Below are 25,838 nucleotides of genomic sequence, written 5' to 3' on the forward strand. Positions count from 1 at the left end.
GTCAACAGCCCAGGAACCTGGGTTCACGCTTTTCGGCGAAAGCCGCGCGTCCTTCCCGGTAGTCTTCGCTTCCCGCTGCGGCGGCAATGAGTGCCTCGGCGCGACCCAGATCCAGTCCGCCCGTTCCCATGGCCATGCCGTTGAGCAAATACTTCGCTCCGGCCATGCTGAGGGGAGCGTTGCCGGCTAGCGAAGCGGCGAACACGCGGGCATCGGCCATCGGATCGCTATTCGCAGCGTGCCGTTTGGCACCGATGAGACGTTCCAACAAAGACAGCGGCGCGGTGACGGCAAGCGCGCCGGCAACCAGATCGACAAAGCCGATGCTCAGGGCGTGCTTTGCGTCAAATCGCTGCGCGCCATAAAGAATCTTCTTGGCCTGTGTAAGTCCGACCAGCGACAGGAGTTTGCGCGTGCCTCTGACGCCATAGATGATGGACAGACGGGCAGCCGGGATGCCGAACATCGCGTCCTGTGCCGCGAAGCGGAAGTCACAGGACATCGCGAGGTGAGCGCCGCCACCGAGACAGTAACCTCTCAATACCGCGATCGTCGGTTTCGAAATGTTGGCAATGGCGTCGCAGCATGCGTCCACGGCGACCTCGTAAGCAGTCGCTTGCGCTACATCGGCGCGGACCTTCTCAAACTCCGGGATGTCCGCGCCGGCACAAAAGTCCTTCTCGGCACCGGCCAGAATCACCGCGCGAACCTCCGGGTTGCGATCGAGTGCCGCCATGATAGATGGCATGGCAAGCCACATGGCGTAGGTCATCGCATTGCGGCTCTTTGGACGGTTGATTGTGACGACCGCTACCTGGTCCGAGATCCAGACCTTGATCTTCTCGGACATCAGGACGTCCATGACTTCCGCCTGATGGCTGGCGATCTGCGCCTGGGCTGGAGGCCCCGCAGGCGGTGCTGCGGGCGATGGTGCCGGTGCTATCGCGGGCGGTGCCGGAGTAGCCGATGCAGGCGACGCGTCTCGCGGCTCGATTTGAGGCGGCGACACTGGAGATGCCGAACCCTGCGCGGGCGCCCGTTCAGCGGCGGCTGGCGCTGGCGGGGCCGCCTGAACGCCATTCACTGCGCCATTCACTGCCGGCGCCGACACTGCCTGCATCAGCGCTTCCATGCCGACCGGCACGGAGGGCGAAGCGGAGGAAGAAGCATCCGCAGCGCGAGCGTCCACCTGCTTGCGAAACAGCTCGAAAAAATCGTCGGCAGACTTGCGAGCCGCCGCATCGATCATGCGGGAACCGAGTTGCGCCAGCTTGCCTCCAACGTTTGCCTTCACGCCGTAGCGAAGAAGGGTCACCGTCGGCTCAAGTGCATCAAGCGACACCTCAATGTCGGCACGCGCAAATCCCGCCGCTCCACCGGAGCCCTCACCAGTCAGCGTGTAGCTCCGGGGAGGAGTAATGTTCGACAGGCTGACTTTGCCCGCGAATCGCGCCTTGATCGGGCCGACCTTCGAGACGACAGTAGCCGTGAACTCGTTATCAGCCGTCCGTTCCAAAGACTCGCATCCGGGGATACTCGCCTGCAACGCGACCGGATCATTCAGGGCGTCCCAAACCAGTTCGCGCGACGCCTCCAGTCTCGATTCTCCTGCCATCTCCATTTTTCGGCTCCTCTGCTTTGCTACTTATAGTCTTGATCGTTCCGGGTGGGTTTCATGCGGTCAGCGACTGCAGGACCTCGCGTACCGGGCCTGGAATCGTGACTGGACGATTCGTGGCCCGTTCCACGTAGACGTGTACAAATTCGCCTACAGCTGAGGCCTCATCTGCGTCATTGCGAAACAGCGCAATCTCATAGCGAACGCTACTGTTACCCAGATGAACGACCCGCAATCCGACGTGTACTGTGTCGGGAAATCCCATCGACGAGAAAAAAGTACAGCGCGTTTCGACGACAAGGCCGATGACGGAGCTATTGGCGATGTCCAGCACGCCGCGCTCGATCAAGTGATGATTAACGGCGGTGTCGAAGAACGCGTAGTAGATGACATTGTTCACATGACCGTAGACATCGTTGTCACCCCAACGAGTCTGTATCGAGTTGAAGTGCCGGTATGTCTCGCGGCGCGCAGGTTTGGACTTCTCGCTCACAGCACCTCCTCATAAATAGCCCTCGCGTCACCGAGCAGGATTTCCTTCGGATTATTGACGAGCAGGCGCGTCTGGCGCATGGCGTCCTCGGCCAATGCCTGGATGTCTCCGGCAGCAATGCCCACATCCCGAAGGCGGGTGGGCAACGACAGCTCGGTGGGCAACGCGGCCAACCGCTCAACCAGCGACCGTGCTTTTTGACTTTCTGTGCCTTGCACATTGGGAATCAGCGCCGGTGCGATTTCCGCGTAAAGGCCTTCAGCAGCTTCCAGGTTAAACCGCATGACCGCAGGCAGCACGAGAGAATTGGACAGGCCGTGCGGTACGTGAAACCGGGCACCGATCGGGTATGCCAATGCGTGCACACCCGCCACCGGCGCATTGGCGAACGCCAGTCCCGCTAGCATGGCGCCAAGCAGCATGCCCTGTCGTGCGTCACGATTTGATCCATTGGAACAGGCTTCGTGAATGTTGGAACCGAGCAACCGGAGTGCCTCACGGGCGAGACAGTCGGAGACGGGGTTCTTCAGACGCTTGCTCGTGTAGGCCTCGATCGCGTGAACCATGGCGTCGATCCCGGTGGCAGCGGTCACTGAAGAAGGCAGGCCGAGAGTCAGGTCCGCGTCAAGGACGGCAATGTCAGGCAGAAGTACCGGTGATACGACACCCTTCTTCTCGCCTTCGCCGGTCGTGACGATTGAAATAGGCGTAACTTCAGATCCGGTTCCGGCGGTTGTCGGTACGAGGATGAGAGGTAACCGCGGCCCTTTTGCGACGCCGACACCGTAGATCTCGTCCAGCTTCTCATTACCCGTGGCCAGCAACGCTACCAGCTTCGCCACGTCCATCGAACTCCCGCCACCAAGCCCGATAACGCCGTCGGCGTTTGCTTCAACTGCTGCGGCCGTCGCGGCCAGGATCACCTGGGCGGGCGGATCAGCCTGCACGTCTGAACAGACAGTGACTGCGATGCCTGCCGTCGCGAAGCTTTTCACCGCAGACTCAAGTAGTCCGTTATCCAGAATGCCCTTGTCCGTCACCAGAAAAATCCTGCGGCATCCCAGGCGCTGCGCGATTTCGCCGAGACGGGCCGAGGCGCCGGGCTCCACTATGGTGGATCGGGTCGACTGGAATTCGAAACTGTTCACGACGGCTCCTTGGCTTTGATCGAGGGCTTGCTCACTCCTGACTTCGCATCTCTGTCACTTGCGTAACTAGACTTTAATCGCGACAAGTGCGATTTGCAAGCTCGTTTACCCGCGACAACAATGTTTGCCAGGCGGCAACGAAATCGCAATGCAAGGAGGATTTATGTTCCTGTTTACAACGAGGAAAGCCCGCCGACTGGCGCTTGAGCCCACAAATTGCCGATTCAAAGCCAACGACCACCGCTACACGTGGCCCCATTATCTAAGCTAGCGTAAAGGTGACTTGCATTATTCGTAACATCCGCCATCCGCCTTGCGGAAGGCGATGCCACATCTCACTCATCAAATAGTTTCGTTTGAGCAGGCTTCGCGGACTATGATTGCCATAGGTCAGTGAGCTAGATCGTTGCCTGAAAGATTGCGGTTTGCTCAGAGCCTTGAACAATTCAGGCGGAAACGGAGGCGCAATGAAGATCGTGGTCAACGGCGACGTGGGTTCCTTCCGGTTAAGCGAGGAAGCCGCACGCCTTTATATGAACATGTCGGGTGATTCGCTGGGAGCAGGCGAATCGCTGGAGGCGATCTCGCGACGCCTCGCTCACTGCCCGAAGTTGCGCGGAGATCCTGTTCTCGTAGCGGTGATCCAGCAATTGGGTGCCAGGGCGAACGGAGCCGGGGCCTGCTTGGAAGTCGTCGATGCCCCTGCCGACGGGTGGCATCTATTAGAGCTATGTGGAATTGAGTGCGTGGTTTCTGATGCGGCCCGGCCGACGGGGCGATGACTCATGAGCATCAACGCGGCCTGAACTCTCCATGGGCGCCGCGACAAGGCAACGCTGAATGACGCTTCGGAGGCGGAGGTTATCGCTGGAAGAGATGTTGTTGCTGACGACCCGGTTTCTCGCAGCGCGAGCATAGTCGGCGCCGCAAATGACCATCAATGTTGATGAGCGAGATGCTCACTGCCTACATTTATGCTCCCTGAGACGGGTGACATAGCCGAATGCAACCGTTGATCGGCCGTTCGATTGCGCGGGAAGCGTCGTCGGCCAACCCGTTTTTGCCGATTGCAGCCGCCCGCCGTCCGCGCCTCGTGGTTCATGCCGCTGCGAGCTCCGCGGGTAAGGAATAACGCGCTACGAAGCTCATTTCGCGCGCTTCCAGTTCATTGCCACATTTGTCGCAGACGATGACCGCGTGAAAATCGTGGTCACATGCTCGATGGCGTAGCTTGAGTGGAGGCAGCCCTTCCGATAGCCACTTGTCACCCCAATGCATCATGACAAGCATTGGTCCGTAAAGGTCACGCCCCATTTCCGTCAGGCGATATTCGTAACGCTTCGGCCCTTCCTGATAAAGCATTTTATTCGCAACGCCCTGCTCGACCAGCCGATGCAGCCGATCGGCGAGGATGTTTGTCGCGATACCCAGCCGCGTCTGGAATTCATCGAAGCGCCTTACGCCGTAAAAGAACTCCCGAATGACCAGAAAACTCCAGCGATCCCCAATAATCTGAAGGGTCCGGGCGACCGAACACGGGCGCACCCTTTCGAGAACGGTCGGATCCGATGCTCTGCGGGAGCGCTTGCGATTCTCCAACCGGGCCGCTTTGCCCGCACCCGGACCGTCCCGATAGTGCACAAGCCGCGGATCGATCTCCGCATGGCAATGCGAACACGCCACGTGCGGTGTACAGTCACATCCGCACGATTTGTGGATGAGCTTCAACGGGGGCAGCGCATCTCCGGACAGCCATTTATCACCAAACGCAAGCAGCGCAATCATGGTGGCGTAAAGATCGCGCCCCTTGTCGGTCAACCGGTATTCGTGACGTGCTCCGCCACCAGCCGGGATCTGCTTTTTCAACAGACCCAGCAGTGTAAATTTTTTCAGTCGTTCAACCAACGTAGTCCGCGGCACCTGCAGGAGGCTCTGGAAGTGCTCAAATCGCCGGACGCCAAAAAAGCATTCGCGCAAGACGAGGAACCCCCATGGGTCGGAAAGAATTTCGACGGTACGCGCAACAGATGAATAGCGCTCAATCGACGCAAAACGGACATCCGACGCATGGTGACTGTGCTTTTCAAGCGTGGCTGGCTTTGCCATAGTTAAACCTTTCAGTGCAAGCCTGGGCAGCGAACAGGCGACCCAACATTCTACGTTCATGCGGCCCGGGTGGACTGCCCGACGAATTGCGAAGTGCATGGCCTTGGACCACTGGGACGCAATGTCGCATTGAAGTCATCTCGGCGAGAATGGAAAGAGCGATCTCCGGTGGCTCAGGTCGCCCTCAATGCAGCCGCCAGATACTGAACCTTTAACTATCCCATCGCCGCGAATAGCGACCATTGATCCAACAGGCCTAGGAGCCCAACCCCATGTGCGGATCACCGTCCCTAGTGCGACAACCGCACCTGCAAGCTGCCAGGCGTCTGCCGCCTCGAGAACGGCCCTATCCATGCAATCCATGATTACCTCACTGCAGCGTCCTGTTCTGGAGTATAGTCCATTTATGCAAGTTATGAGAATTGCTATGGAGCAGAAGATTGTCTCAATCGAACGACGGTCTACGGCCGAGCGTTCGAATGCCACACCGGCTTCGTCCGCAGATCTCGGCGCGTCGACGAATTCCCTGTTAGAAACCATTGGCAAGCGCATTCGTCAATTGCGCTCGCAACGGGCGCTAACGCGAAAGGCGCTTGCAGAGCTAGCTGGCGTATCGGAACGATTTCTTGCAAAACTGGAGGGTGGGTCCGGTAATGCGTCGGTTCTTTTCCTGAATCAGTTGACCTCCGCGTTAGGTTGCCCGTTGTCTGACCTTGTAACGGACGGCGAGGAGATCGAAGAGCACCAGTGGCTTGCGATCCGCTCACTTCTGCGCGGAAAAAGCCGCGATGAACTTCACAAAGCGTGCACCGTGCTTGAGACGCACTTTGCTCTTGAGCAGGCCCCCGACCGTCGCGAGCGAATTGCGTTAATCGGACTGCGAGGCGCCGGCAAGACAACTTTGGGCAGGATGCTTGCAGATGATCGAAAGTGCAGATTTGTCGAACTGACTCAGGTTGTTGGGAACATTGCTGGCTGCCCCGTATCAGAGATCTATTCGCTGTACGGTGAATCCGCCTATAGGCGATATGAAAGACGCGCGCTCACGGCCGTAATCGCCGAATTTCCCCGCGCGGTGATCGCGATTCCGGGAGGGCTTGTGACTGAGGAAGAGATCTACGCGATCCTTCGTGCAAGCTGCTTCACCGTCTGGCTGCAGGCAACGCCTGACGATCATATGTCTCGCGTCCTCGCCCAAGGCGACATGCGACCCATTGCAGGCCACAGCGAGGCGATCGACGATCTTGAGCACCTCCTGTCTTCACGCCGCGAACATTACGCGCAAGCCGATCTAGCGCACGACACGAGCGAAAAGCCATTGGCGGAAAGCTATTTGCAGCTGCGCGAGCGCTTGTGCGGCGCCAGTGGCTGTGGCAGCGCAAATTAAAACTTCTCCCAATATCTCCGGTCGCTCGCGCAACTATAGTTGTAACTATCGGTGTGCAGGCGCGATATCCCCGCAAACCCTTGTCACACAAGGCGCGGACGCCCCTTTCCATTTCAATCAAAGTTGTAACTATCGGGGCTACGCCGTCAACTAAAGTCGAAACGCGATACGCGATTTCAACAAAAGTTGTATCGCAATGGGCGGGCAGACGGCCAGAAACGATCATGGCGTACGAGTCGGACAAGCGGATCAGGCTCAAATGCGCCGAAATCGCGCGCGCGGTGACAAGATGCGCGAGTAGTGACGACTTTAGTTGAAATTTAGCACCAACTTTACTTGTGTGAGCGAGCGACTTTCGACGAAAAATGGCGATGCGAACCTCGCTATTAGGATAAGTTTTCTTCCATTAATAGCGGCATTTCGTAACGTAACGTGGCCGATGCAATCCACGCCAGTCCCCTCCGGCCCCGCTCGCGCGCTACTGATCAGTGAGTCCTGGGCTGAGCCGCAGAATTCATGGTCATCAACAAGCACCCCAGATTTCCCGAAGTTGAGCATCCGCGAGAGCCGTCAAACCCCGATTCCGTATGACCAGTCGCCGGCGGCCGGTGTGCGGTCAAGAGCGTCGCCAGTCGCGGCTCAATCAAGGCGGCCATTTCGCTAGGTGCCGCTGCGCGCGCGTGTGCGCCGCAAGCCGGCCGAATTCCAGCGGCCGGCCATTCAGGGTCCTGTGTCCAGCGGCGGCGCATCGGCAGCCATACAAACACTTTCGGCCGGAGCCTGAAGACGGGCTTTGCAAGCCGCCGCCCATTAAGCGTTGGTTGCGATGCGTCCACCATGTAGTCTTCAAGATTGAATTCTTCATCTGGCGCGCCTGATCCGGGTTCGCACGGGAGAGTAGACCACAACGTCGCCACTCCAACTGGCAGCCATGCAATCGGAAAGATGAGCGACGACGGTGCCGGTGGCTGCTGGCGAAGCATGGACGACAGCTCGTGTTCGGATCCCTCATACGTCGGCATCGTCATCCTCCTTACGGGGTCCACCCGGTGGCGCGATCAACGGCTCGGACGTGTCGATGCCCAACATTTCCATTGCTCGCCTGACAAGTTCGATCTGGGAGCGGAAGTCCAGCGTCCACTCGTTGCCCCCGGAACGAACCTGCATGCCGTCGTGGATGACCAGCATGTGAAGCGCCACATTGAGCGCTTCGATGATCGTGGCGTCGCGCCCGGCGCGCCAGATATTGTCAGAGGAGTCCATTTGGTTGCCCCAGATCCAGAGTCAGCATCACGTGCCCAGGATGCGTGCCAAGACGTGAATTCATTCTGTCACCGATGAACGGCTGCAACCATCGATTTTGAGTTTTTGGAAGGGGTTCGCGCACATTCCCGGGCGAGCCCGACGGATCGCGCGAGCGGCGCAAATAAGATTACCGACTTTCCGCCGGTCCCCACATAGGCGCGCATCGCTGCAGGGTCTATAACAGTATCGGCAGCATGAAATACGGATCGCGGGAAACTTTCGCCAGGGACATTCAAATACGAGCGGCCCGGGTCCAGGCCTGCCTTTTCAGTTCCTATCAGGCTGCATACCGGAGGCAATCATGGAATGTGGGTATCGTGGGTGGATCATCGATGCAACTCCCAGTTTCTCCCTCGGGAAATTTTTCGCACATGCGCGGCTGGTCCGGGCATCGGCGGGCGACGAGGTGGACGCAGAGATGCACATCGAGCGCGATCTTGCCTGGTTCGACACGGAGGAAGAGGCGGTCGAGGTTGCCCAGCAGTGGGCATTCGCGTGGATCGGCAAGCGCGCCAGCAACGTCATTCCCGGGCCGGAAGAGCCGGGTCCCGTGGCGTGATCTTTTGCTCGTGACAGGTTGCGACTTTATTCCGACCCGATGCTTTGGCGTTATAAAGCGCCTCATCGGCGGCCTTGATGACTGTCGTTACATCGGTATCCTGATTCGGCGTCCAGCTCGCGGAGCCGATGCTCGCGGTTACGCGTCCGTATTCGCTGCCTGCGTGTTCGATGGCGAACTCGCTGATCGCCGCGCGGATCTTCTCGGCAATCAGGGATGCTCCGCTCTCGGATGTGTCAGGCAGGACAACAATGAACTCTTCACCGCCATAGCGGGCCGCCGTGTCCGCCGGTCGCCGGATGTTCTCGCCGATACAGCGTGCGACGGCGGCCAGCGCATCGTCGCCCGCCTGGTGGCCATAGGTGTCGTTGTAGGCCTTGAAACGATCGATATCCACAAACAGGAGCGAGAACACGCTGCGCATGCGTTGCGCACGGCGCCACTCCTGATCGAGAATCTCGCCAAGCGTGCGCCGGTTGTGGAGACCGGTGAGACTGTCGGTTCTGGCGAGCAGCTGCAATTCGGACTCCGCGCGCAGGCGTCGCTGCAGCTGGGTACCGAGTACAAATGAGAGCGCAATAAAACCCAGCGCGAACGCGCCCATCAGAGAGCCCATCGTGAGTGCCCGCCGACGCCAGGCGGCGTATATATCCGGCTCGCCTTCCGCCACCATGATAATGAGCGGCAGATGCGGGAAGTTCTTGAAATAATACAGGCGGCGCGCCCCATCGATCGACGCGGTGTCAGAAAAGCTGCCCTCCGACGCGGCTTTGAACTGCCGGAAGGTACTGGCCCTGCTGATATCGCGCCCGACGACCTTCGGATCGTAAGGCTGACGCATGATCATGAGGCCGTTGGCAGCAATCAGTGAAATGGCTCCGTGAGGCCCCAGCGACAGTCCGCCAAACAGGTCATGAAAATACTCAAGGTCGATCGCCATCAGCACGATGCCGGCGAATGTGCCGTCCGGGTGCGACACACGGCGGCTTAGCGCAATACTGGGCGAACCGTTGCGAAGGCGCGAGAAAAACGGTGCGCTAATGTAGAGGCCGGTGTTGGGCCTATCGCGCTGGGCCTTGAAGTAGTCCCGGTCGGCGAAGTTGCCGGTGCGCGGCGTATCGTTGCCCGCGTCGATGATGACGTTGCCCGAAGCATCGAGCACGAGCATCGACCCCAGATTTTTTGCGGTCGCGGCCCGATCAAACAGGAACTGTCGTCGCAGATCAGGCGGCAGGGCCATCACCTTCGGAGTTACGAGTCCCTCAACCACCGCCTGAAGTGACAGCGCGTACAGTTCGAAATTGCGCTCGATATCGCGCTCCGCGATGAGCGCGACGTTCCGCGACGTCTCGCGTGCCCGCTCCAGCGCGTCCTGCCGGCTCTGGTACAGGGAGATTGCGCACAGCGAAACCATGACGAGTGCGATGAGGCCGCCGCCATAAAATACAGCGCGCGGTCCCATGAACCATCCGGGCAGGGTTTTATTGGTGGGCATTGACGGCATGTGTACGTTGTCTTTTTAGAACTGGAGCGCTACGAGTTCACACGGAACAGGGCAGCCGGTGAATGCCGAACGACGATGCGATCTCCTTCATACCCGTGTTGCCCTCGTCGGAGAGTTGATAGGGACGGTCATGCTGCGCCGGCGAGAGCGTGGGCTTGCGGCCGAACTTCGTGCCGCGGGCTGCAGTCCGGCCGCTCCGTATGCGCTCAACGATCAGGCTGCACCGGCTGCCCGATAAGAGCTGGTCGCCTCGCGATGTATCCTGATCCGGAACAGTAGTGCTGAGTCGCGAGCGGGAACGGTTCCCGGCGAATCCGCGATTCTCACCGACGACGCAGCTTTTCAACCGGAGGCCACCCGCGTGCCTATGACGACGGCTTCGCCGTTATCAGGCGCCGTTCACTGCATCCTTGAATGCCTTGCCCGCAGTGAACTTCACGGTCTTCGCAGCGGGGATCTGGATCTCAGCGCCGGTCGCCGGGTTACGTCCCACACGTGCGGCGCGCGCGCCCGTCGAAAACGAACCGAAGCCGATCAGCTGCACCGTCTTTCCTTTCGTCAGCTCGCCCGTAATGGCCGCGATCACCGCGTCAATCAACTCGCCCGTCGCCGTTCTGCTATCTCCGGTCTTCGTGGCGACCGCCTCCACCAGTTCCTGCTTGTTCATCGTGTCTTCCTCGTTGTGGTCGAAATTCCCTCACCCTACCCGATCGGTGCGCCTTCGCGCAATCACCACCCGGCCTTGGTTGGCGCCAGCGCGGATGCATTCTCCAAAGGCGGCCGCACGTTAACGTCACCTGCACGTTCTCCCGACCGTGAACACCGGACGGTGGCCGCTACCAGAACCTGTGACATCTCACGTGGCGCTTCATCGATCGACAGAACCGCCGCATCCTGGCAGGCAGTCCACCGGCCCCACAGCCGCCAATTATCGACTCCGTGAGTTACCCGCCTTTTCCCCGGCCGGATACCACGGCCCGCCGGTACTGGTCCACCTCCAGCAGCAGGTGATCGATACGCTCGCAACTGGCCATTCTGCGCACGGAGCGACGCGACAATTACCCCCGTCGACCGGACAAGATAGTTGTCGTTCCGGCGGACTTTGTAGTTGACGATCTAGACCCGTTAGCCAGCGACCCGAATTCCGCGGATTCAACCGTAGTTCGCGAGCTACCTGGAAAGGGACATGGCTCAACCTGAAGCGCTGCCCCGCTTCAAACCACCGCTGAAGTTTTGATAGTCGGCATCAGTGTTCACCTCTGCGCCAGCTTGCTGCGGTCAACCGCTCCACCGCCGCTTCATAACGCGCCTGCGAAGTCGCAGCATCGTCGTTCTGATCCGTCTTCAAAATATCGAACAGATGCTCTGCGACGACTGAGCCGATTGCGTGAACCGCGTCGTGTCGCGTAAGCCCTTCTTTCTCGAGGCGATCCATCGCCCGGACCACGGGCTCGAGGTTAAGGGCAATCTGGTTTTCGACGATCGCGTGTAGCGCGGCGTGTGCCGTGACGTTGGGAAGCCTGATCCGGGCGCCGCGGTGGTACGTTTCGACAAGCGCGATCCGCTCCTGTTCGTCGAGTTCGAGCCATGATTCAGGTTCGGGTGCGCAACCGGGGTTGTACTCTTCCATGATCCAGGTCCTGTACAGACTTCTGTCTGTCATGAAACTGCCGGCAACAGTCGCATTACGCTTCAGTCGGTCATTGGCGGCATAACGGGCGCTCGTCCCACAGCCTGGGCCCCCGGCCGTTAACGACAGCACGCCCGGCCACACGCCCTGCGTGAACCGCCCTCCCGGTGACCCGGATGCACCGCGCCGTCATGTGACCCAATGATGCGTCAGCACCGTAGCGACAACCGAATGCCCTGGCCTGGCCGCGAACTGATTGCGCAACTGCCGGTTAAGCTCGTCGCGCGTCATGCCACTCGCGAGCGCCGCCTGTGAGAGCGAGGAATAGGCATCGAGGACATCGCCACTGGTGATTTCATAGCCAAAACCTGCGTCTATCCACTGCAGCGCCGCCGTACCACAGGTCATCGCGAACGCTGGTGCCTGTCCGGCGAAATCGCGTGCGGCCCGCGCCAGGGTTCGCGGATCGGCGGGGCCGCGCATCGCGAGCGACGCCGCCAGATCGAGCAGGCCGGCGTCCTTCGCGGCGGCGAACCACTTCCCCTCGGCGCCGGGACTGCTCGCGACCAGATCGTGGAGAATGCTGTCGGAGCTTCTCGCCGGATATTTTTTCGCGATGGCACGGAACGTCGCGAGATGCGTGGTGGCCTGATTGGCCTCGATCGCATAGCGTCGATAGGCCTCGTCCGTCATGCCCGACGACAGAAGGATCGCTTCGCATTTGCGGGCGATGGCCGCAGCCGGCGCGTTCAGCCCCCTCGACGCTTCCGCATAACGCAGTGCTTCAGCCGGACGGTTTAATGCAATCAGTGCATCCACTCCGTACTGCCGATATCCCCACCAGTTCAGGCGCGCGCCATTCACAAGAGCGAGGAGTTCCTCATGGCGGCGGGCAGCATTCAGCGCGCTGAGGCAGGCGGTGGTACCCGCGAAATGCTCCCCCAGACCTGCAGCGCCCATGACACGCGCAGTCACCGGCAACAGCCGGTCTGCCCATGAGGACGCGATGGCGGGTGAGACGCACAGGTCGCCCCAGCGATCGCCCAGCTGTTCGATATACGGCATCCGGTCGTCCTGGAGCGCGTCAAACAGGCGGTCCAGCCAGCGCATGCGGACCGGAGCAGGCACATCCGCCCCGCCAATGACGGGCACCAGCGCATCGATGGCGCGATTCACGGCGGTACCGATCGCCCCGGAAGAACTGTCTACCTGCTCGAGCGCCGGCGAAAGCATTTCGAGCAGGGCGACCGCGCCGTCGGCCGCGAGAACAGGATCGGCACGGGCGATCTGCCGGATTTCGGTCAGGGCCTCCTTCAGACGCTGGATCGGCAACGCCGACTTCCAGCCGAAGGCGCCGCGCCGGAACCGCGCGGCGAACACCCATTTGTGAGAAGCGGTTCGTGACATGCTCTGTGGACCTTCTCAGCGCGTCTTCATGTAGGCAGCGTACAGGGCCGCGTTGAGCGCCTGCAGTTCGCGCCGGGTTTCCAGCAGTTCGTGATGCCGGCCCTGACGCTCCAGGCTGAGTAACCCGAGCATCACCTTCGCCGCCCGCTCGGGCGCATTCTGTCGCGAAGGCTCCGCCAGTCTGAACAGCGGCGCGAGGCCGGTCTTGTCCGTGAGTACCCACGCCGGAAACCATGCCAGATCGCCGATGTCGCCAGCGCCTTCAAACGACGTATCGAAGGCGCGCCGCAACCTGTTGACGCACGCGTCGTCAAGCCGCCTCAAAAGCTGGTCAAACCGGGATGGCGAAAGCCACGCCAGTTCCACCAGCAACGGCCAGGCGGCGTCCAGGCCATCGAGCCGGTAACGTGCCTCCGTCATCCAGCACAGCGGCGCTGGAATCCGTCGCCAGGACGCGATGCGAGATATCGCATCAGAGGCCTCGGCCCACCTCGCAGCAAGCAGGAAGAGCGGCGCCGCGTGCGCATCTGCGTGCTCCGCACGGAAAGGCAGCGCAGCGGCGCGACCGGCCAGTTCTGCCCAGAGCGGTACGAGCCAGGTCGCCCCGCTCTGCCCCGGGAACACGCGCGCGACCGCGGGCTGGACTTCGCGAGATAGTGCCTGGCAAGCCCGCAATGCGGCCTCGTGACAGTCAAACGGGACCGTCGATCGACCCTCGAGGGCATTGACGACCGAACCGAAATACACCAGGACGTCGTCGTCCGGATACTCGTTCGCCAGGGCCTGAAGCGCGCGCCGCGCGCTCGCCGCATCATACTGCTGCAACGCGGACAGGACATCGTTGCGCAGCATCACGTCGCGGCTGTCGTTGAAAATGTCGAGCTGCATCCGTCGGGTTCAGAACAGTTTGCTGGTCAGGCTGACGAGATTAATCCATTTGACCGTGCTTCTCAATTTCCTGCGGTGCTCATCGACTGACCCGGCGATTGCGCGCCGAACGCCCGCGTCGGCGACTACACGCGCCGTGTCATGCTCTGGTTCCCATCCTGTGCGGCCCGCCGACCTGCTAAGAAGATGTATTTCCGCACACAGATTGCCATGGAAACAAGCAGTCCGTCTCTGAATGGTTGTTGATGACTAACCGGGTGTGAGGCAATCGTGATGCTGCCTTTGTCACGACAGTTGGCCATCTGAACCGTCAGCGCCCTCTTCCGACCGATGTTGGGCCTCCCATGCACGTCGGGTTCTGGCCAGTTCTTCGGCAAGGAGTTTTTCATCCGGCAGGACCATATGGTATTCAGCCGCGAGCACCTTGTTTGGCAACCCTTCCAATGCATAACGCGCCACCGCGGCATTCGTTCGCGCACACAGGATCAGCCCGACGGGCGGGTTCTCGCCTGGCAGCGTCCAGTGCTCGCGCGCGTAATTACAGTACATGTGCATCTGACCCACGTCGGCGTGATTGAGCTCAGTGAGCTTGAGATCGACGATCACAAGGCATCGCAGGCGTCGGTGAAAGAACAGAAGATCTACCCGGAACCAGCTTTCACCAATCCGAAGGCGACGCTGGCGGCCCACGAACGTAAAATCGCCACCCAGCTCAAGAAGGAAGTCTTCGAGCCGATGGACCAGTGCCTCCTCCAGTTGACTTTCTGAATATTCGTCCTTGAGATCCAGGAACTCAAGGACATAAGGATCCTTGATTGCCTCCTCTGCGGTCACAAGATCGCCCGGTTGCGCCTTACCCGCCTTCTGCAGCATCGCCGGCCGGTTCTTCGACAGCATCGCACGGGTGTGAAACTGGCTGCTGATCTGCCGATCCAGTTGTCGCACGCTCCAGCCGCCGCGAAGCGCTTCAGCTTCGTAAAACGCTCTTTCTTCAATTGACCGGGTTCGCCGCATGAGGTGGATGTAATGCGTCCAGGACAGCTGGAATGTCGTCGCGAGTTGGGCGAGATCGAAATTCCGAATCGGCGATTCGGAATTTCCTGGATCGCCTGTTGGCTTAGATTTCCGAATCGGCGATCCGGAAATCGCGGCTGGCGGGTAGGTCTGGTAGAACATCCTCATCAATTCCAGGTTGTCTACCCCAAACCCCCGCCCGAAGCGGGCCGTCAGGTCGGTCGACAACCGTTCTAAAAGGGCCCGACCGTAGGCAGCACGCCCCTCCCCGCCCTGACTGAATTCGACAATACGACGACCAATCTCCCAGTAGGTCGCCGTCATCAGTGCGTTGACGCTTCGGGCCGCAGCACGGCGACCGTGTTCCAGAAGCGCAACGATATCGCTGTGTATGCCACTGTAATCGGTGCCGCTTAACGCGATATCAGTCATGGGTACTATCAGCAGGTAATTTCAGCGTTAATGTGTTCACGGTGGGCACCGGCGACCATGGTCTTGCACTGTCCGCACCCGGCCCACCGATGAAAATCCATGTCGGCAACCGGTCGGCTCGAAATCGCCGACGCGAGCCCTTAGTGCCACGTTGCCAATCCTTCCGCCGCATATGTGGGAGGACCGGCATTGCGACCAGCGCCCGGCTGCGGTTGACGAGTCAACGCATGTTAGCGGCTCGCCGAGGCCAGCATCGAACCCGTACACCGCTTTGTCCCGCAGTGGCAGGCATAGTCGGCGACCAGTTCGGGAGTCATCGCTTCATCAATCGTGAGTCCGTAGGCGATAAACAGTTCGTCGCCCGGCATGACATCTCTGACCGTTTCGATAAAAACCCGCCCCCGCTCGTCCTCGATCGCCTCGCAGTTCGGGCGACAGGAGTGGTTCAGCCAGCGGGCGCTGTTGCCGTCAACGCTGCCGTCAATCACGCGTCCGTCAGCCAGGCCGAAGATAAACGTGTGACCGGGCGCTCCGGACCGCCTGTGTCGGGCAGCCGCCCGCCGCCAGTAGGTGACTTCACCGCGATATTCGAGGATCCGCTCGCCAGCAGCGATAGCCTGCAGCGCGAAAACGCCCCGCCCATGAATGGAAGATTTCCTGACTGTCACACGCCGCACTTCCTGCCCCCTGATCCGTCGATGGCAGCGAGCATAGCGGGCGCTGCGAGGCACCGCAACAGCCCCGTCGCGTTCAGAACAGACTGGTCTGGCGGGGGTCCCGCGCCGGCGGCCGGGAAGCGCCAGTCCGCCCGGGCCGACGGTTGCGGCCACGACTATTCCGCACCCGCTGCAGGTGGGCCAGCATCAGGCAGCCCGCTGCCCCATCACTGAAACGCAGCTCAAACAGCCCGGTTTCGCCATGCGCGCACCGCCCTGTCGCGCGAAACGACAGGCGCAGACCGCGCGACTTCGCGCGCGCGAACATCTGCGTGCGGCTCATGCGCTGCCAGCAGTCGGCGATGAACCCCTTCACCGCCCCGGGCAGCGACTCATGCGTGATGCCCATGGGGAGCGTCAGCCCGGTGAGCAGGTAGATATCAGCCATGCAGCGACTTTCCGGAATCCGGTGACCCATATTTATACTGCTTTTTTGCGTGGTGTCCCCGGTTTGGCCGCGACCGCAGCGCCGGACGGGCGGGTCGCACGCGGGGCCTTCCGGACCGGGGAAGCAACATGCGACCGCTGCCCGTCACGCGCCTGTGCATCCCGCAGCGCGATGAGTTCCATCTGCAGCCGCGCGTTCTCCGTCTGAACCGCGTCGAGCCGCCCCTGCAGTACGCCCGTCTGCTGACGCGCATCGCCCAGTTGCGATTGCAGGGTGTCAATTGCCCGGTGGTGGTCCGCATCCTTGCGGTCCGCGCGACGCGCGGCTTCGTCCAGCTCTTTGTGCAGCTTCGCCGCGCGACCCCGCTCGCGGTCGATCTCCAGCAGGGCGCGCTTCTCGGACGCCCTGAGCCGCTCCTCGGCCCGGTCGGCCGCTTCACGCAGTTTTTCGAGATCGCGCGAAAACCCTTCCCTCACTTCCACGAGTTCGTGATCGCGCGCAGTTAGCGCCGCGCTGAACCGCCCAAGTTCCGCCTCCAACGCCTGTCGCTGCGCGTGACTTTCAGCCTGCGCCTTGTCGAGCTCCCGCACCTCGACCTGCGCGGCCAGCAGCGCTGCGGCGCGCTGCTCGAGCGCCGTCTCGACGCGACCCAGTTCGTCGCGGGCGGCGATCACCAACTGCTGCGATTCGGCCTGCTGCGCCAAGACCTCGGCGCGCAGTGCGTCGAGCGCGGCGTCGGCCGACGCAGTGGCGCGCGCCCAGAGGGTCGCGACCAGTTCGCCGGCAGCCGCGCTGAGATCGGTGGGCAGGTCAGGATGGTCGATGCGCACGCGGCTCTTTTCCCGAAGCTCCGCCCAGAACTCGCCAAGCACCTGCGTCGGCGTACTCATGCTGCCGCGCTTTACGAGCTGATACAGCCGGTTCGCGGTCGGCGTGATGCCGTGACGGAAGAACAGCAGCGCGCAGACCTCGCGGTACAGCTCGCGGGTCTTCGGGAACCGGGCCTTGAGGTGCTCGATCTCGGCGGCCAGCGCGGCGTCGGACGACGGGACATCGCTCATGAGGGTGTTTTCGCGTGAAGGTTGAGCGGCATATTACTACGTAAACCGCTCCGTATCTGACGCCCTCTCCCTTGAATCTTGACATTAATCCTGTAATGTTTAAATTTCTGTAGTCGGTCCGTACGTAATTGCGTCACACGCCGACATCAGCCCCCGCCGCCTTCTCGCTTTCGTATTTGGATTCTGACGTGCGCACTGCATTGTGGCCAGAGCATCCCGGTGCTCACCCGATGGCCGGATAGATACGCGCAACCCGGTCATTCATCGACGATCGTCCCTTGCAAAACGGGTGGAGTCCATAGATACGCTAAGGGCCCACGCAAGGCAGGCTACACCACCGGGCACAGCGTTTGCAGCGACCTCAGTACGCGGGAAAGGTCCCTCGGAGACGCCCACGGTGGCTCGAAATCCAGTGAGATCCAATCCGGCGTGTCCGCGGCAGGATCATATTATTTCAGGGAGAACGCCATGGCGAATGCTCTGCGCAACTGGATAGTTATTGGCAGCAACGCGTACGACGAGTACACCTTCGTACCATGGCTGCACAAGAACGTATACCGGCGGACGGTCCCTCTGAGCCGAATCTGCATTCAATAGCCCGGACAAACGAGTTCGGTCACGCCGGGTGTTCCCGGCGTACGGGAAAGTCCGCTTCTTTTGGACGCAAGCCCTCTTCCGCTCCGAAGCCCGTCAGGGCGATCAGTACTGGAGGCCGGGTCAGTCGCGCCCCTTGGAGTTGCCTCGCGACATCATGGCCGCTCATGCCAGGTAGACCGATGTCGAGGAGAATGACGTCGGGCGACCATGTCAGCGCAACCCGAACTCCGCTGGGCCCGTCATCTGCGCTCCTGACCTCGTAGTCATTCATACGGAGGACCAGCGCGAGTGATTCTGCCGCGTCACGATTGTCGTCGATGATCAGTATCTGGAGCTTCGGACCTGGGAGCTCCGGCCCGGCAATCGGGTCTGCTTTGTTCGTCGGCAATGCCGCCGCGATGGGCAAACGAACCGTAAACCGGCTGCCTTCACCTGGCCCAGCACTGATGGCGGAGATCGCGCCTTCGTGCAGTTCGACCACCGAGCGCGCGACTGACAGCCCGATGCCCAGTCCACTGCGCGAGCGTCGGGTCATCGGATCAACCTGAACGAAAAGATCGAAAAGGTGAGGCAGTTCGTCTGCGGGAATCCCGATCCCGGTATCCTCCACAGAGACCATCGCTGCATCCTGTACAACCTGAACCTCGACGCGGATATCACCATCATCGGCCGTATATGTGGGATGAACAAGATGCGCGCGAATTCCTATCATAAGCGTCCGAGTTATCTAACCCGGTAACGTCATGCCGTTTTAGGACGATACGGCTGGAGCCCTGCCTGTCCGCGAAAGCGTTCCGGATCTGCTGCGCTCGCTTGACTTAGTCGCTGTGAAGGTAGATCGAAGTCGTCGCAATCGAGGCATGGCGGAGGTTATCCCGTACCGTGATCAGCTCGGCGCCGCGGGCCAGCGCATGAGCTGCGTGGGTATGCCGCGTCCAATGCGGACTTGCCCGACGCAGTTTTTCCGCAAGCGCCGGGTTGTCCGCCTCGATGACTTCGGCCGCTTTCGCAAAGAATCGCCGCGTAATCTCCCATAACCGGGCCCCGCTGATGCCAGCCGCGCTGTCCTGCTCGAGGCTGCCGATAAGCGCCGTGTCCGGATGCCATCGGGTCGGCGCGACCGGCAGCCTTCGCTCAACCAGATAGCGGTCCAGCGCGGTGCGGGCGAGTGGTGGCAGCGCGACCTTGCCGGCCTTTCGACCCATCCCGATAACACTCACTCAATGATCGCCCCAGGCGTCGGTTTCGATGCTGCCAAGGCGGGCACCGACCAGTTCGCTGACGCGCAGGCCGGTCGCATAAGCGAAGTCCAGCACGAAACGCAGACGTTGCGCCGCCCGGCTTCCCGGCCGTACGACCACTCGAGTCCGTCGGCAATCGCACGCGCGAGCAGCCACTCGCCCTCGGTAAAGGCGTGGGACGTGTCGAGCACGGTCGAGCGGCTGGTCCCGCGTACCTTGACGCCAGCAAATGGGTTCGCGAGCAGATAGCGCTGCTCGATCAGCCAGCGGAACATCGCCCCCAGGACTGACAGCGCATAAGCGCTCGAGCGGGCCGTCGTGATGAGCGTTCCATACGCGCGATGCGGAATTCGATCACCGATGCTCAGTCTGGGTTCGGCCCTTCCGCCCTGTTCTCAAGAACGGCTCCGGTCTGCGCGTCAACCCCGACTTCCTGCGTGCCCTGCTTCGACGCAATATCGAAGGAATAACGCAGTCCGCTGCCTCCCGCTTCCTTCTCCAGTTCTTCGTCGGTGATCTTCCCGGGATGTGCCTTCAGCGCGGCGGCACGCGCCTGCTCAAGGCTGATCTTCGCTTCCCTGGCATATTGCTGACCGGTAAATGCAAAGGCGGGAATGCTCGTCACAATTACGCCGACTGCGACCAGGATAATACCGATTTCCTCCTTCATTTCGTACTCCAATGTTGATTGATTCAGAATCAATGATGGCATTCCAGGATTAAGGCAGGCAGCCTGAACTCCGCGGATTTTGAATGGCCGCAGTGCGCTGCCGGTGTTTTCCGTCCGCTAAGGTTCTCATAAGTTACCTCTCCTAGAATTGGAATTGTGATTACGGGCGTATCGCCCGAGTTTATTTTCATCAGATGAGGAACTATCATGAAATCTGTTCTCCTTACCTTCGCAACGGCCATCGCGCTGAGCGCCCCGGTCATTGCCTTTTCCCAACAGGCCAACGCGCCGGTCACCCGCGCACAGGTCCGCTCTGAACTCATTCAGATCGAGCATGCTGGATACAATCCCGCAAGACGCGACACGTCGACTTACCCGGCGGACATTCAGGCGGCAGAGGCTCGCATTGCCAGCAAAAATGTCGCAAATGGGTCAGATTCCGGAATGGGCACCGCGACCAGTGGCGCTTCGCAGTCCGGCAAGCACATCGCGCCGGCACTTGGCTCGACGCATCTTTTCGCGCATCACTGAACGGGTGATCACGGCGGCACAGACAGCAGGCCCGTCTCGAGCGAACGCCTTCAAGGAATTCGACGACAAGATCCAAAGAATCTCCTACTGGTGATATGGCGGCAGAAAAGCTATGTCGAATCGTATACAGGCGCTCTTCTCGACATGACCGACCTCACATTAGAGGGCCTCGTCGCGCGCAAAATGTAGCCGGGTCGTCACCACCGACGGACGCGGCTAACAATGATCTCGACGAGACAGCGACCAGATCGGCGAAGCAACGTTGACAGCGGTACAAGCCAATAGGGCATTTGACCCCTTCGGTTCAGCGCGAGTCAAGGTTTTTAGCCTAGCAATAAATTTGTACTTGACGATTGCTATAACTTAGGAATGTTAATCATGTGTACATTTTACCTAACTGCACTCGCTGCGGCCGCACTTGCGACTACCACTGCGACGGCGCTTGCCACGCCGTTCACCGCCTACACGACGACCGTTCACCTACGCGACGGGAAGCAGGCGGTATGCGCCGTCAACGAACCACATTCGACGCAATCACCCGGCGCGCAGACGCTCAGTACAGTTGAGCGAAACGAAGCACAAATCGATGCAACGGCCAGGCTGCGCAGGCACCTAGGCAACAAGAACCGCTATCCGTCTCCCGCAACTGCCCCGCTCGTGAATTGCACGTGAGTGCCCGGCACAGCAGATGCTCAGCACGTGCCATCTGCCATCCACGCCACCGCGTCGAGATGACCTGCGGCACATACTCATCAGACTTCGTGCGACGCATACGGCCACCTGGGAGCAATCTGTGAAACGATTCACGTCAACCACTGATGATAGCCGCTTTGGCTTGCCGAATGGATTGGCCCCGGCTCAGGTAGTGGTCAGATCAACGGTCTTAACTGGCGCTTGTAGCGTTGGCCACCCCGCAAGGTTGCGGGCTGGACACGTAATGGGAGCAATCCAGTTTTCGGCAAATCGGGTTCAGGCCGGACATGTATTGCGCCTCGGGGGAGGCATGCATAACCTTTCCGGCGACGTCTATCCGGCGACCTGATCGGGCGTCACCGGGTGAACTGCCCTTCGGGTGATCGCCGGGCGGGACGGCCATGTTCTGCGGGAAGGCAGACGATCAGGAACCGGCATTGCTGGATCATGCTTATGACACTCTATCGGGGGAAAATACGACATGACGAATAACACACGTAGCTTTGCCGTGCAGGCTGTCAGCAAGGTCCCCGAGGTGACCCTCGGATTCTGGCTCATCAAGATTGCGGCCACGACGCTTGGCGAGACGGGCGGCGACTGGGTGACGATGTCGCTGAGGCTGGGCTACCTGATAGGCACGGCGATTTTCGCCGTCATCTTCATCGGGTTTGTTTTCGCTCAGATCAGGGCAGACAGGTTTCAGCCGTTCCTGTACTGGGCGACGATCGTCGCAACCACGACGCTCGGGACAACGATAGCGGATTTCGCTGACAGGTCACTTGGTTTGGGCTATCCAGGTGGCGTGACTATCGTCCTTGGACTTCTTATCGCCAGTCTGGCGATCTGGTACTGGGTCGAAGGAACTGTCTCGGTTAGGAGCATTACCACGTCAAGGGTCGAGTGGTTCTACTGGTGCACCATCATGTTTTCGCAGACGCTAGGCACGGCGCTCGGGGACTCGGTGGCCGGGGCCGACCGGGGCGGCCTGGGACTGGGATACGAATATGGCGCGGTGATCTTCGGGATGGCGTTGATCGTCGTGGCAGCGCTGTACTTCTGGACAAAAATCTCGCGTACGTTGCTGTTCTGGGCGGCGTTTATCCTGACGCGACCGCTCGGCGCGACGCTCGGTGATCTGCTCGACAAGCCGGTCGCACAAGGTGGGTTGCATCTGAGCCGATTCTACGCATCGTTGATCCTGCTCGGCCTCATCACGGTCAGTGTCGCGCTTAGCCGCCAGCGGGCCGAGAGAAAGGGGGCGAGAGTCAAAATCGATGGGATTGAGACGGAAAATTGAGAGTGGCGCAAGCCTTTTCTGAGGGGCTGATTATTTCATGTGCTTCCAGACTATCTCGATGAGATTGGGCTCGAGGCTGTAGGTGGAAGAAGAAAAGAACTGCTTTGCGGTTGAAGAACCTGCTGGCCAGCTTATCCCGATCGCCGACCGGCGGTGGCCGCAACGCCGACACCGGCTGGAAAGGCGAGCGACGCAGCAGCGCCACGCACGAGTCGACTACTGATCCGGATGCGCGATTGTTCAAGAAGACCCACAAGAGCCCGGCCATCCTGTGCTACCACGGACACCTCCTGATGGAGAACCGCTCGGGGTTGTTGGTCGGCGCCGCGGTCAGTCACTCGGATGGTTTCGCGAGCGGGCCAGCGCGTAGCGATTGCTCGATTGCGTCCCAAGCGCTCATGCGATGACAGTCGGTGCCGACAAAGCGTATGACACCCCCGACTCCGTAAACGATTGCCGCGTTCGCAAAGTGACACCGCATGTCGCACGCAACGATGAGCGTTTGGGCGGCAGCGCAATCGACGGTCGCACTTCGCGGCATGCGGGCTACCGGACCAGCCAGGTCATCCGCATACGAATCGAAGAGCTTTTCGGCCGGGGCAAAACGGTCGGACGGATCGGGCAGACGGTCTATCGCGGTATCAAGCGCGTCGACGACGTCACGGCGACGCCGGGGTTGACGCCTGCAAATACTGCGCAGCTCCCGGAACCTACCCTTCCTTGAAGCCCCCGCCATTTGATAGCCGATCAAAATGGTCTTACCAACACCGTCGTCCAGTACGACCTGAGCGGCAATGTACTCAAAAGCTTCGCAGTACCCGGGCACGTAGATGGGTTAACGTGCCGTCAATAAACGGAATTTTTCGTACCTCAAGGTCTCGCCCTTGCTGATTTAGCGGCGCGCAACGGCCGGAATCGCCCCTTGGCGACGCGTTTGTTGGCATGCCACACGTAGTCGCACGTCAGGTTGAGGTGATTCCAGCCCAGCGGCGCGACATGCGCGACGAGGCTGTCGTCAATTTCGCGTTGCTGCCGTAAGGCGGCAATCGATCGCTCCAGATACACCGTGTTCCATAACGTGATCGCCGCCGCCACCAGATTCAGGCCACTCGCCCGGTAGCGCTGATTTGCTGATTTTCAAGGCCGCCATCCTGTTGCCAGAGTTCGTACGCACGAGCCCGGATTCGTTCTACGACGGTCATTTCGTGCATTGCAATGCCCTCCGTTGATGACGAACGCAGTCTCCCGGTACCGGAAGCGTCCGATGTCGCGCAATGTCTGGACGAGCTGGTCCGGATCCACCGGCTTGACCAGATGCTTCGTAAAGCCGGCCTCAGTCGAGCGGGAAATGTCTGCGTCGCTGCCGCACCCGGACAGGGCGATCAATACCGAGTCGCCGGTTGCTTGGCAACGCCCTGAGTTCGTGGGCGACGTCGTACCCGTTCATCCGCGGCAGGCCAATGTCCAGCAGGATCACGTCAGGCGACCATGCAGTCGCGGTCCGCGGTCCGCAGTCCGCGGGGACCGTCCTCCGCCGTCCGGACTTCATGTTCCTCCATGCGCAGGACCAGCGCGAGCGAGTCAGGGCCATCACGGTGGTCATCGACGATCAAGTATCCGTAACCGCCGGCTGCGCGGATTTGCCACGGCTTCGCTCTCAGCAGTCTGGGCTACAGGTGCCGATGCGACCGGCGGATGCGCAGACGAATACTGGCATATGGCTCCGGCGCTCATCGAAAAAGAGATTGCCGGTCAGAACCCGTCACAAGGTGTTGAGCAGGAGGCCCAGTCAGGAGAGTAGCTGCACATTCCGGCGGCGTCCTGCCCCCCGCTGCCAGCGGTCAGCTGCCGCTCTGGACGGTCGCTTCGTACTTTCGGCATGCATCCGCCACGTGCGTGTTCGCGGCCCGGTGACGGCGCCCCGGAACGGGCGACGCAGGCTGGTACCATCGACCCCACATCGAGAACATCTGCCCGCTGATGGCCATTGGACACCCGACCTTGGAGATCTGCTCCACCGTCGCGGAACGCGATGATCCCGCCGACGGTGGCTCCGCCGGACTCATCGATGCAACTGAAGAGTGGCTCGATCGCCCGTTGCAAACAGACATCGAGCCTACAAAGGATGGCTGCCATGTTCCCGCAGCTCCGGTTCAAAGTAAATCCACCGTGCTGTTGGAAACTGCGCTCGAAGATCATTCTCAATGCTGTTGATGGTTCTGACAAGATCGTCAGCGCTGCACTGCGGCTCCAGTTCTGCCTGGATGGCGACAACCAGGTCGTCGGCCCACTTGAGTACGACAAGGCTCACGACCCGCGTGACTTCTGATCTGCTAGCGATCCAGTCGTACATCGCATTCCGCGTGTCCGCGTGAGCCGACTCGCCGACGAGCAGCGACTTGATCTCGTGCATCGCAAAGAATGCCGTGCCCATCAGCACCAGTCCGACGCCAATACCGCCGAGCGCGTCGTAGGCCGCATTGCCCGTTAGCACAGCGATGCTTACCGCAAGCAGCGATATCGCCACGCCAGCCAGTGCGGCCGCGTCTTCACCTACGGAAAGCATGACTTCCGGTTTGCCGCTCTCGCGAAACCAGTGCAACAGTCCGTGTTTGCGCCGCCGGGGCTTGATGGTTCCGATCGAAGCCTTCAGCGCAAACGCTTCGATCAAGCCGGACGCGCAAAGTACGCCGATTACCGCGTACGGGTGCTGGAGCGGCGAGCGGTTCAGCAGATGCCAGCCGCCGACCGCGGCCGACACGACGCCGCCGATGAGAAAAATCTGCAGCGCAACCAGCATCCCATAAAATTATGTCTCGCGGCCAAAACCCAGACGATGCTGTTCGTCGGGCAATGCGCGGGCAGAGCGGCGACCCAGCAGCAACACGAACTGGTTCAGGCAGTCGGCGCTCGAATGGATGGCCTCGGCGAGCGCCGAGCCCGAATTCGTATAAAACGCCACGGCATACTTGCAGATCGCGACCGCGACGTTCGATGTCAATGCGTAATAGACGGCGCGCGGTGTTTCTACGCGAGGATCTGATGAGCGGGCTTTCATGGGATGGGTCCAGCGCGTCGACAGGCCGCGGCAATCTGGGCTGCGTCGAACCTGTTGCGGACTGCGGCAGTGTCGCGACCTACGCCGGCGAAATC

General features: G+C 60.6%; 24 protein-coding genes and 3 pseudogenes. 6 read left to right on the forward strand and 21 right to left on the reverse strand.

Annotation, left to right across the window (positions count from 1 at the left end; translation table 11 throughout):
• Position 1: 1 nt before the first annotated feature.
• From B0G74_RS46340 to B0G74_RS44390, 3 genes are read right to left on the reverse strand one after another with little or no spacing between them, the layout of a single operon-like run.
• Positions 2-1,621, reverse strand: coding sequence for an enoyl-CoA hydratase-related protein (locus tag B0G74_RS46340; protein ID WP_207915823.1), 1,620 nt, complete (start codon positions 1,619-1,621; stop codon positions 2-4).
• Positions 1,622-1,673: 52 nt separating this feature from the next.
• Positions 1,674-2,111: a thioesterase family protein gene (locus B0G74_RS44385; RefSeq protein ID WP_165924062.1), complete on the reverse strand. Its 438-nt coding sequence runs from the start codon at positions 2,109-2,111 to the stop codon at positions 1,674-1,676.
• Positions 2,108-3,259: an iron-containing alcohol dehydrogenase gene (locus B0G74_RS44390; protein ID WP_132384237.1), complete on the reverse strand. Its 1,152-nt coding sequence runs from the start codon at positions 3,257-3,259 to the stop codon at positions 2,108-2,110. Before B0G74_RS44390 ends, B0G74_RS44385 begins: the two co-directional genes overlap by 4 nt.
• 467 nt (positions 3,260-3,726) lie before the next feature.
• Here B0G74_RS44390 and B0G74_RS44395 point away from each other — a divergent pair, with 467 nt between their 5' ends.
• Complete coding sequence (locus B0G74_RS44395) at positions 3,727-4,041, forward strand: hypothetical protein (protein WP_132384239.1); 315 nt, start codon at positions 3,727-3,729, stop codon at positions 4,039-4,041.
• Between the two features lie 316 nt (positions 4,042-4,357).
• On the opposite strand, the gene B0G74_RS44400 is transcribed toward B0G74_RS44395, so the two are convergent.
• Positions 4,358-5,365, reverse strand: a complete 1,008-nt coding sequence (locus B0G74_RS44400) for a helix-turn-helix domain-containing protein (RefSeq protein WP_132384241.1) — start codon at positions 5,363-5,365, stop codon at positions 4,358-4,360.
• Between the two features lie 135 nt (positions 5,366-5,500).
• Positions 5,501-5,905, reverse strand: coding sequence for an XdhC family protein (locus B0G74_RS47755; protein ID WP_347814530.1), 405 nt, complete (start codon positions 5,903-5,905; stop codon positions 5,501-5,503).
• Here B0G74_RS47755 and B0G74_RS44410 point away from each other — a divergent pair.
• The gene (locus tag B0G74_RS44410; RefSeq protein WP_243658605.1) at positions 5,793-6,752 is read left to right on the forward strand and encodes a helix-turn-helix transcriptional regulator; all 960 of its coding nucleotides are present in this window, start codon (positions 5,793-5,795) and stop codon (positions 6,750-6,752) included. The two genes, B0G74_RS47755 and B0G74_RS44410, sit on opposite strands and share 113 nt — an antisense overlap.
• Before the next feature lie 1,008 nt (positions 6,753-7,760).
• Here the strand turns inward: B0G74_RS44410 and B0G74_RS44415 are convergent.
• Complete coding sequence (locus B0G74_RS44415; RefSeq protein ID WP_132384245.1) at positions 7,761-8,015, reverse strand: hypothetical protein; 255 nt, start codon at positions 8,013-8,015, stop codon at positions 7,761-7,763.
• A gap of 343 nt (positions 8,016-8,358) precedes the next feature.
• On the opposite strand from B0G74_RS44415, the gene B0G74_RS44420 reads away from it, so the two are divergent.
• A complete protein-coding gene (locus B0G74_RS44420) occupies positions 8,359-8,616 on the forward strand; it encodes a hypothetical protein (protein ID WP_132384247.1) in 258 nt (85 codons plus the stop codon).
• On the opposite strand, the gene B0G74_RS44425 is transcribed toward B0G74_RS44420, so the two are convergent.
• The 12 genes and pseudogenes from B0G74_RS44425 to B0G74_RS44490 all read right to left on the reverse strand — a co-directional run bounded on the left by B0G74_RS44425 (position 8,579) and on the right by B0G74_RS44490 (position 20,164).
• Positions 8,579-10,111, reverse strand: coding sequence for a sensor domain-containing diguanylate cyclase (locus B0G74_RS44425; protein ID WP_243658606.1), 1,533 nt, complete (start codon positions 10,109-10,111; stop codon positions 8,579-8,581). The two genes, B0G74_RS44420 and B0G74_RS44425, sit on opposite strands and share 38 nt — an antisense overlap.
• 397 nt (positions 10,112-10,508) lie before the next feature.
• The gene (locus B0G74_RS44435; RefSeq protein ID WP_132384249.1) at positions 10,509-10,787 is read right to left on the reverse strand and encodes an HU family DNA-binding protein; all 279 of its coding nucleotides are present in this window, start codon (positions 10,785-10,787) and stop codon (positions 10,509-10,511) included.
• A 579-nt stretch (positions 10,788-11,366) separates the two neighbouring features.
• Positions 11,367-11,783, reverse strand: coding sequence for a hypothetical protein (locus B0G74_RS44440; protein WP_243658607.1), 417 nt, complete (start codon positions 11,781-11,783; stop codon positions 11,367-11,369).
• Positions 11,784-11,939: 156 nt separating this feature from the next.
• Entirely contained in the window at positions 11,940-13,157 is a 1,218-nt protein-coding gene (locus tag B0G74_RS44445) for a hypothetical protein (RefSeq protein WP_132384251.1), read from the reverse strand.
• A gap of 15 nt (positions 13,158-13,172) precedes the next feature.
• Entirely contained in the window at positions 13,173-14,045 is an 873-nt protein-coding gene (locus B0G74_RS44450) for a hypothetical protein (protein WP_132384253.1), read from the reverse strand.
• Positions 14,046-14,330: 285 nt separating this feature from the next.
• A complete protein-coding gene (locus tag B0G74_RS44460; protein ID WP_132384255.1) occupies positions 14,331-15,491 on the reverse strand; it encodes a PDDEXK nuclease domain-containing protein in 1,161 nt (386 codons plus the stop codon).
• A gap of 230 nt (positions 15,492-15,721) precedes the next feature.
• Positions 15,722-16,168, reverse strand: a complete 447-nt coding sequence (locus tag B0G74_RS44465; protein WP_132384257.1) for an SET domain-containing protein-lysine N-methyltransferase — start codon at positions 16,166-16,168, stop codon at positions 15,722-15,724.
• Positions 16,169-16,241: 73 nt separating this feature from the next.
• On the reverse strand, positions 16,242-16,595 hold the full coding sequence (locus B0G74_RS44470) for a hypothetical protein (RefSeq protein ID WP_132384259.1): 354 nt from the start codon (positions 16,593-16,595) through the stop codon (positions 16,242-16,244).
• A gap of 32 nt (positions 16,596-16,627) precedes the next feature.
• Complete coding sequence (locus B0G74_RS44475) at positions 16,628-17,656, reverse strand: DNA-binding protein (protein WP_132384261.1); 1,029 nt, start codon at positions 17,654-17,656, stop codon at positions 16,628-16,630.
• Positions 17,657-18,272: 616 nt separating this feature from the next.
• Positions 18,273-18,965, reverse strand: coding sequence for an ATP-binding protein (locus B0G74_RS44480; RefSeq protein ID WP_132384263.1), 693 nt, complete (start codon positions 18,963-18,965; stop codon positions 18,273-18,275).
• Positions 18,966-19,071: 106 nt separating this feature from the next.
• A pseudogene (locus tag B0G74_RS44485) lies at positions 19,072-19,817 on the reverse strand (tyrosine-type recombinase/integrase); the annotation flags it as partial.
• Between the two features lie 41 nt (positions 19,818-19,858).
• Entirely contained in the window at positions 19,859-20,164 is a 306-nt protein-coding gene (locus B0G74_RS44490; protein WP_132384265.1) for a PepSY domain-containing protein, read from the reverse strand.
• 207 nt (positions 20,165-20,371) lie between these two features.
• Here B0G74_RS44490 and B0G74_RS44495 point away from each other — a divergent pair, with 207 nt between their 5' ends.
• The 3 genes and pseudogenes from B0G74_RS44495 to B0G74_RS44505 all read left to right on the forward strand — a co-directional run.
• Complete coding sequence (locus B0G74_RS44495) at positions 20,372-20,695, forward strand: DUF4148 domain-containing protein (RefSeq protein WP_132384267.1); 324 nt, start codon at positions 20,372-20,374, stop codon at positions 20,693-20,695.
• A gap of 1,174 nt (positions 20,696-21,869) precedes the next feature.
• Positions 21,870-22,685, forward strand: coding sequence for a hypothetical protein (locus B0G74_RS44500; RefSeq protein WP_132384269.1), 816 nt, complete (start codon positions 21,870-21,872; stop codon positions 22,683-22,685).
• A 143-nt stretch (positions 22,686-22,828) separates the two neighbouring features.
• Positions 22,829-23,340, forward strand: a pseudogene (locus B0G74_RS44505) (IS5/IS1182 family transposase); the annotation flags it as partial.
• A 215-nt stretch (positions 23,341-23,555) separates the two neighbouring features.
• Here B0G74_RS44505 and B0G74_RS44510 read toward each other — a convergent pair.
• The 3 genes and pseudogenes from B0G74_RS44510 to B0G74_RS47315 all read right to left on the reverse strand — a co-directional run.
• Positions 23,556-23,810: pseudogene (locus B0G74_RS44510) on the reverse strand (Tn3 family transposase); the annotation flags it as partial.
• A 991-nt stretch (positions 23,811-24,801) separates the two neighbouring features.
• Positions 24,802-25,485, reverse strand: coding sequence for a cation transporter (locus tag B0G74_RS44525; protein WP_243658608.1), 684 nt, complete (start codon positions 25,483-25,485; stop codon positions 24,802-24,804).
• Between the two features lie 9 nt (positions 25,486-25,494).
• A complete protein-coding gene (locus B0G74_RS47315) occupies positions 25,495-25,743 on the reverse strand; it encodes a cation transporter (protein WP_243658609.1) in 249 nt (82 codons plus the stop codon).
• Positions 25,744-25,838: the final 95 nt, after the last annotated feature.

It is taken from the genome of Paraburkholderia sp. BL9I2N2, from assembly GCF_004339745.1.
Taxonomy (GTDB): Bacteria; Pseudomonadota; Gammaproteobacteria; order Burkholderiales; family Burkholderiaceae; genus Paraburkholderia.

Coding starts and splice junctions, on each gene's coding strand:
- B0G74_RS46340 (WP_207915823.1), bottom strand. CDS start 1,621: ATGGAGATGGCAGGAGAATCGAGACTGGAGGCGTCGCGCGAACTGGTT.
- B0G74_RS44395 (WP_132384239.1), top strand. CDS start 3,727: ATGAAGATCGTGGTCAACGGCGACGTGGGTTCCTTCCGGTTAAGCGAG.
- B0G74_RS44400 (WP_132384241.1), bottom strand. CDS start 5,365: ATGGCAAAGCCAGCCACGCTTGAAAAGCACAGTCACCATGCGTCGGAT.
- B0G74_RS44410 (WP_243658605.1), top strand. CDS start 5,793: ATGGAGCAGAAGATTGTCTCAATCGAACGACGGTCTACGGCCGAGCGT.
- B0G74_RS47755 (WP_347814530.1), bottom strand. CDS start 5,905: ATGGTTTCTAACAGGGAATTCGTCGACGCGCCGAGATCTGCGGACGAA.
- B0G74_RS44415 (WP_132384245.1), bottom strand. CDS start 8,015: ATGGACTCCTCTGACAATATCTGGCGCGCCGGGCGCGACGCCACGATC.
- B0G74_RS44420 (WP_132384247.1), top strand. CDS start 8,359: ATGGAATGTGGGTATCGTGGGTGGATCATCGATGCAACTCCCAGTTTC.
- B0G74_RS44425 (WP_243658606.1), bottom strand. CDS start 10,111: ATGCCCACCAATAAAACCCTGCCCGGATGGTTCATGGGACCGCGCGCT.
- B0G74_RS44435 (WP_132384249.1), bottom strand. CDS start 10,787: ATGAACAAGCAGGAACTGGTGGAGGCGGTCGCCACGAAGACCGGAGAT.
- B0G74_RS44440 (WP_243658607.1), bottom strand. CDS start 11,783: ATGACAGACAGAAGTCTGTACAGGACCTGGATCATGGAAGAGTACAAC.
- B0G74_RS44445 (WP_132384251.1), bottom strand. CDS start 13,157: ATGTCACGAACCGCTTCTCACAAATGGGTGTTCGCCGCGCGGTTCCGG.
- B0G74_RS44450 (WP_132384253.1), bottom strand. CDS start 14,045: ATGCAGCTCGACATTTTCAACGACAGCCGCGACGTGATGCTGCGCAAC.
- B0G74_RS44460 (WP_132384255.1), bottom strand. CDS start 15,491: ATGACTGATATCGCGTTAAGCGGCACCGATTACAGTGGCATACACAGC.
- B0G74_RS44470 (WP_132384259.1), bottom strand. CDS start 16,595: ATGGCTGATATCTACCTGCTCACCGGGCTGACGCTCCCCATGGGCATC.
- B0G74_RS44475 (WP_132384261.1), bottom strand. CDS start 17,656: ATGAGCGATGTCCCGTCGTCCGACGCCGCGCTGGCCGCCGAGATCGAG.
- B0G74_RS44480 (WP_132384263.1), bottom strand. CDS start 18,965: ATGATAGGAATTCGCGCGCATCTTGTTCATCCCACATATACGGCCGAT.
- B0G74_RS44490 (WP_132384265.1), bottom strand. CDS start 20,164: ATGAAGGAGGAAATCGGTATTATCCTGGTCGCAGTCGGCGTAATTGTG.
- B0G74_RS44495 (WP_132384267.1), top strand. CDS start 20,372: ATGAAATCTGTTCTCCTTACCTTCGCAACGGCCATCGCGCTGAGCGCC.
- B0G74_RS44500 (WP_132384269.1), top strand. CDS start 21,870: ATGACGAATAACACACGTAGCTTTGCCGTGCAGGCTGTCAGCAAGGTC.
- B0G74_RS44525 (WP_243658608.1), bottom strand. CDS start 25,485: ATGCTGGTTGCGCTGCAGATTTTTCTCATCGGCGGCGTCGTGTCGGCC.
- B0G74_RS47315 (WP_243658609.1), bottom strand. CDS start 25,743: ATGAAAGCCCGCTCATCAGATCCTCGCGTAGAAACACCGCGCGCCGTC.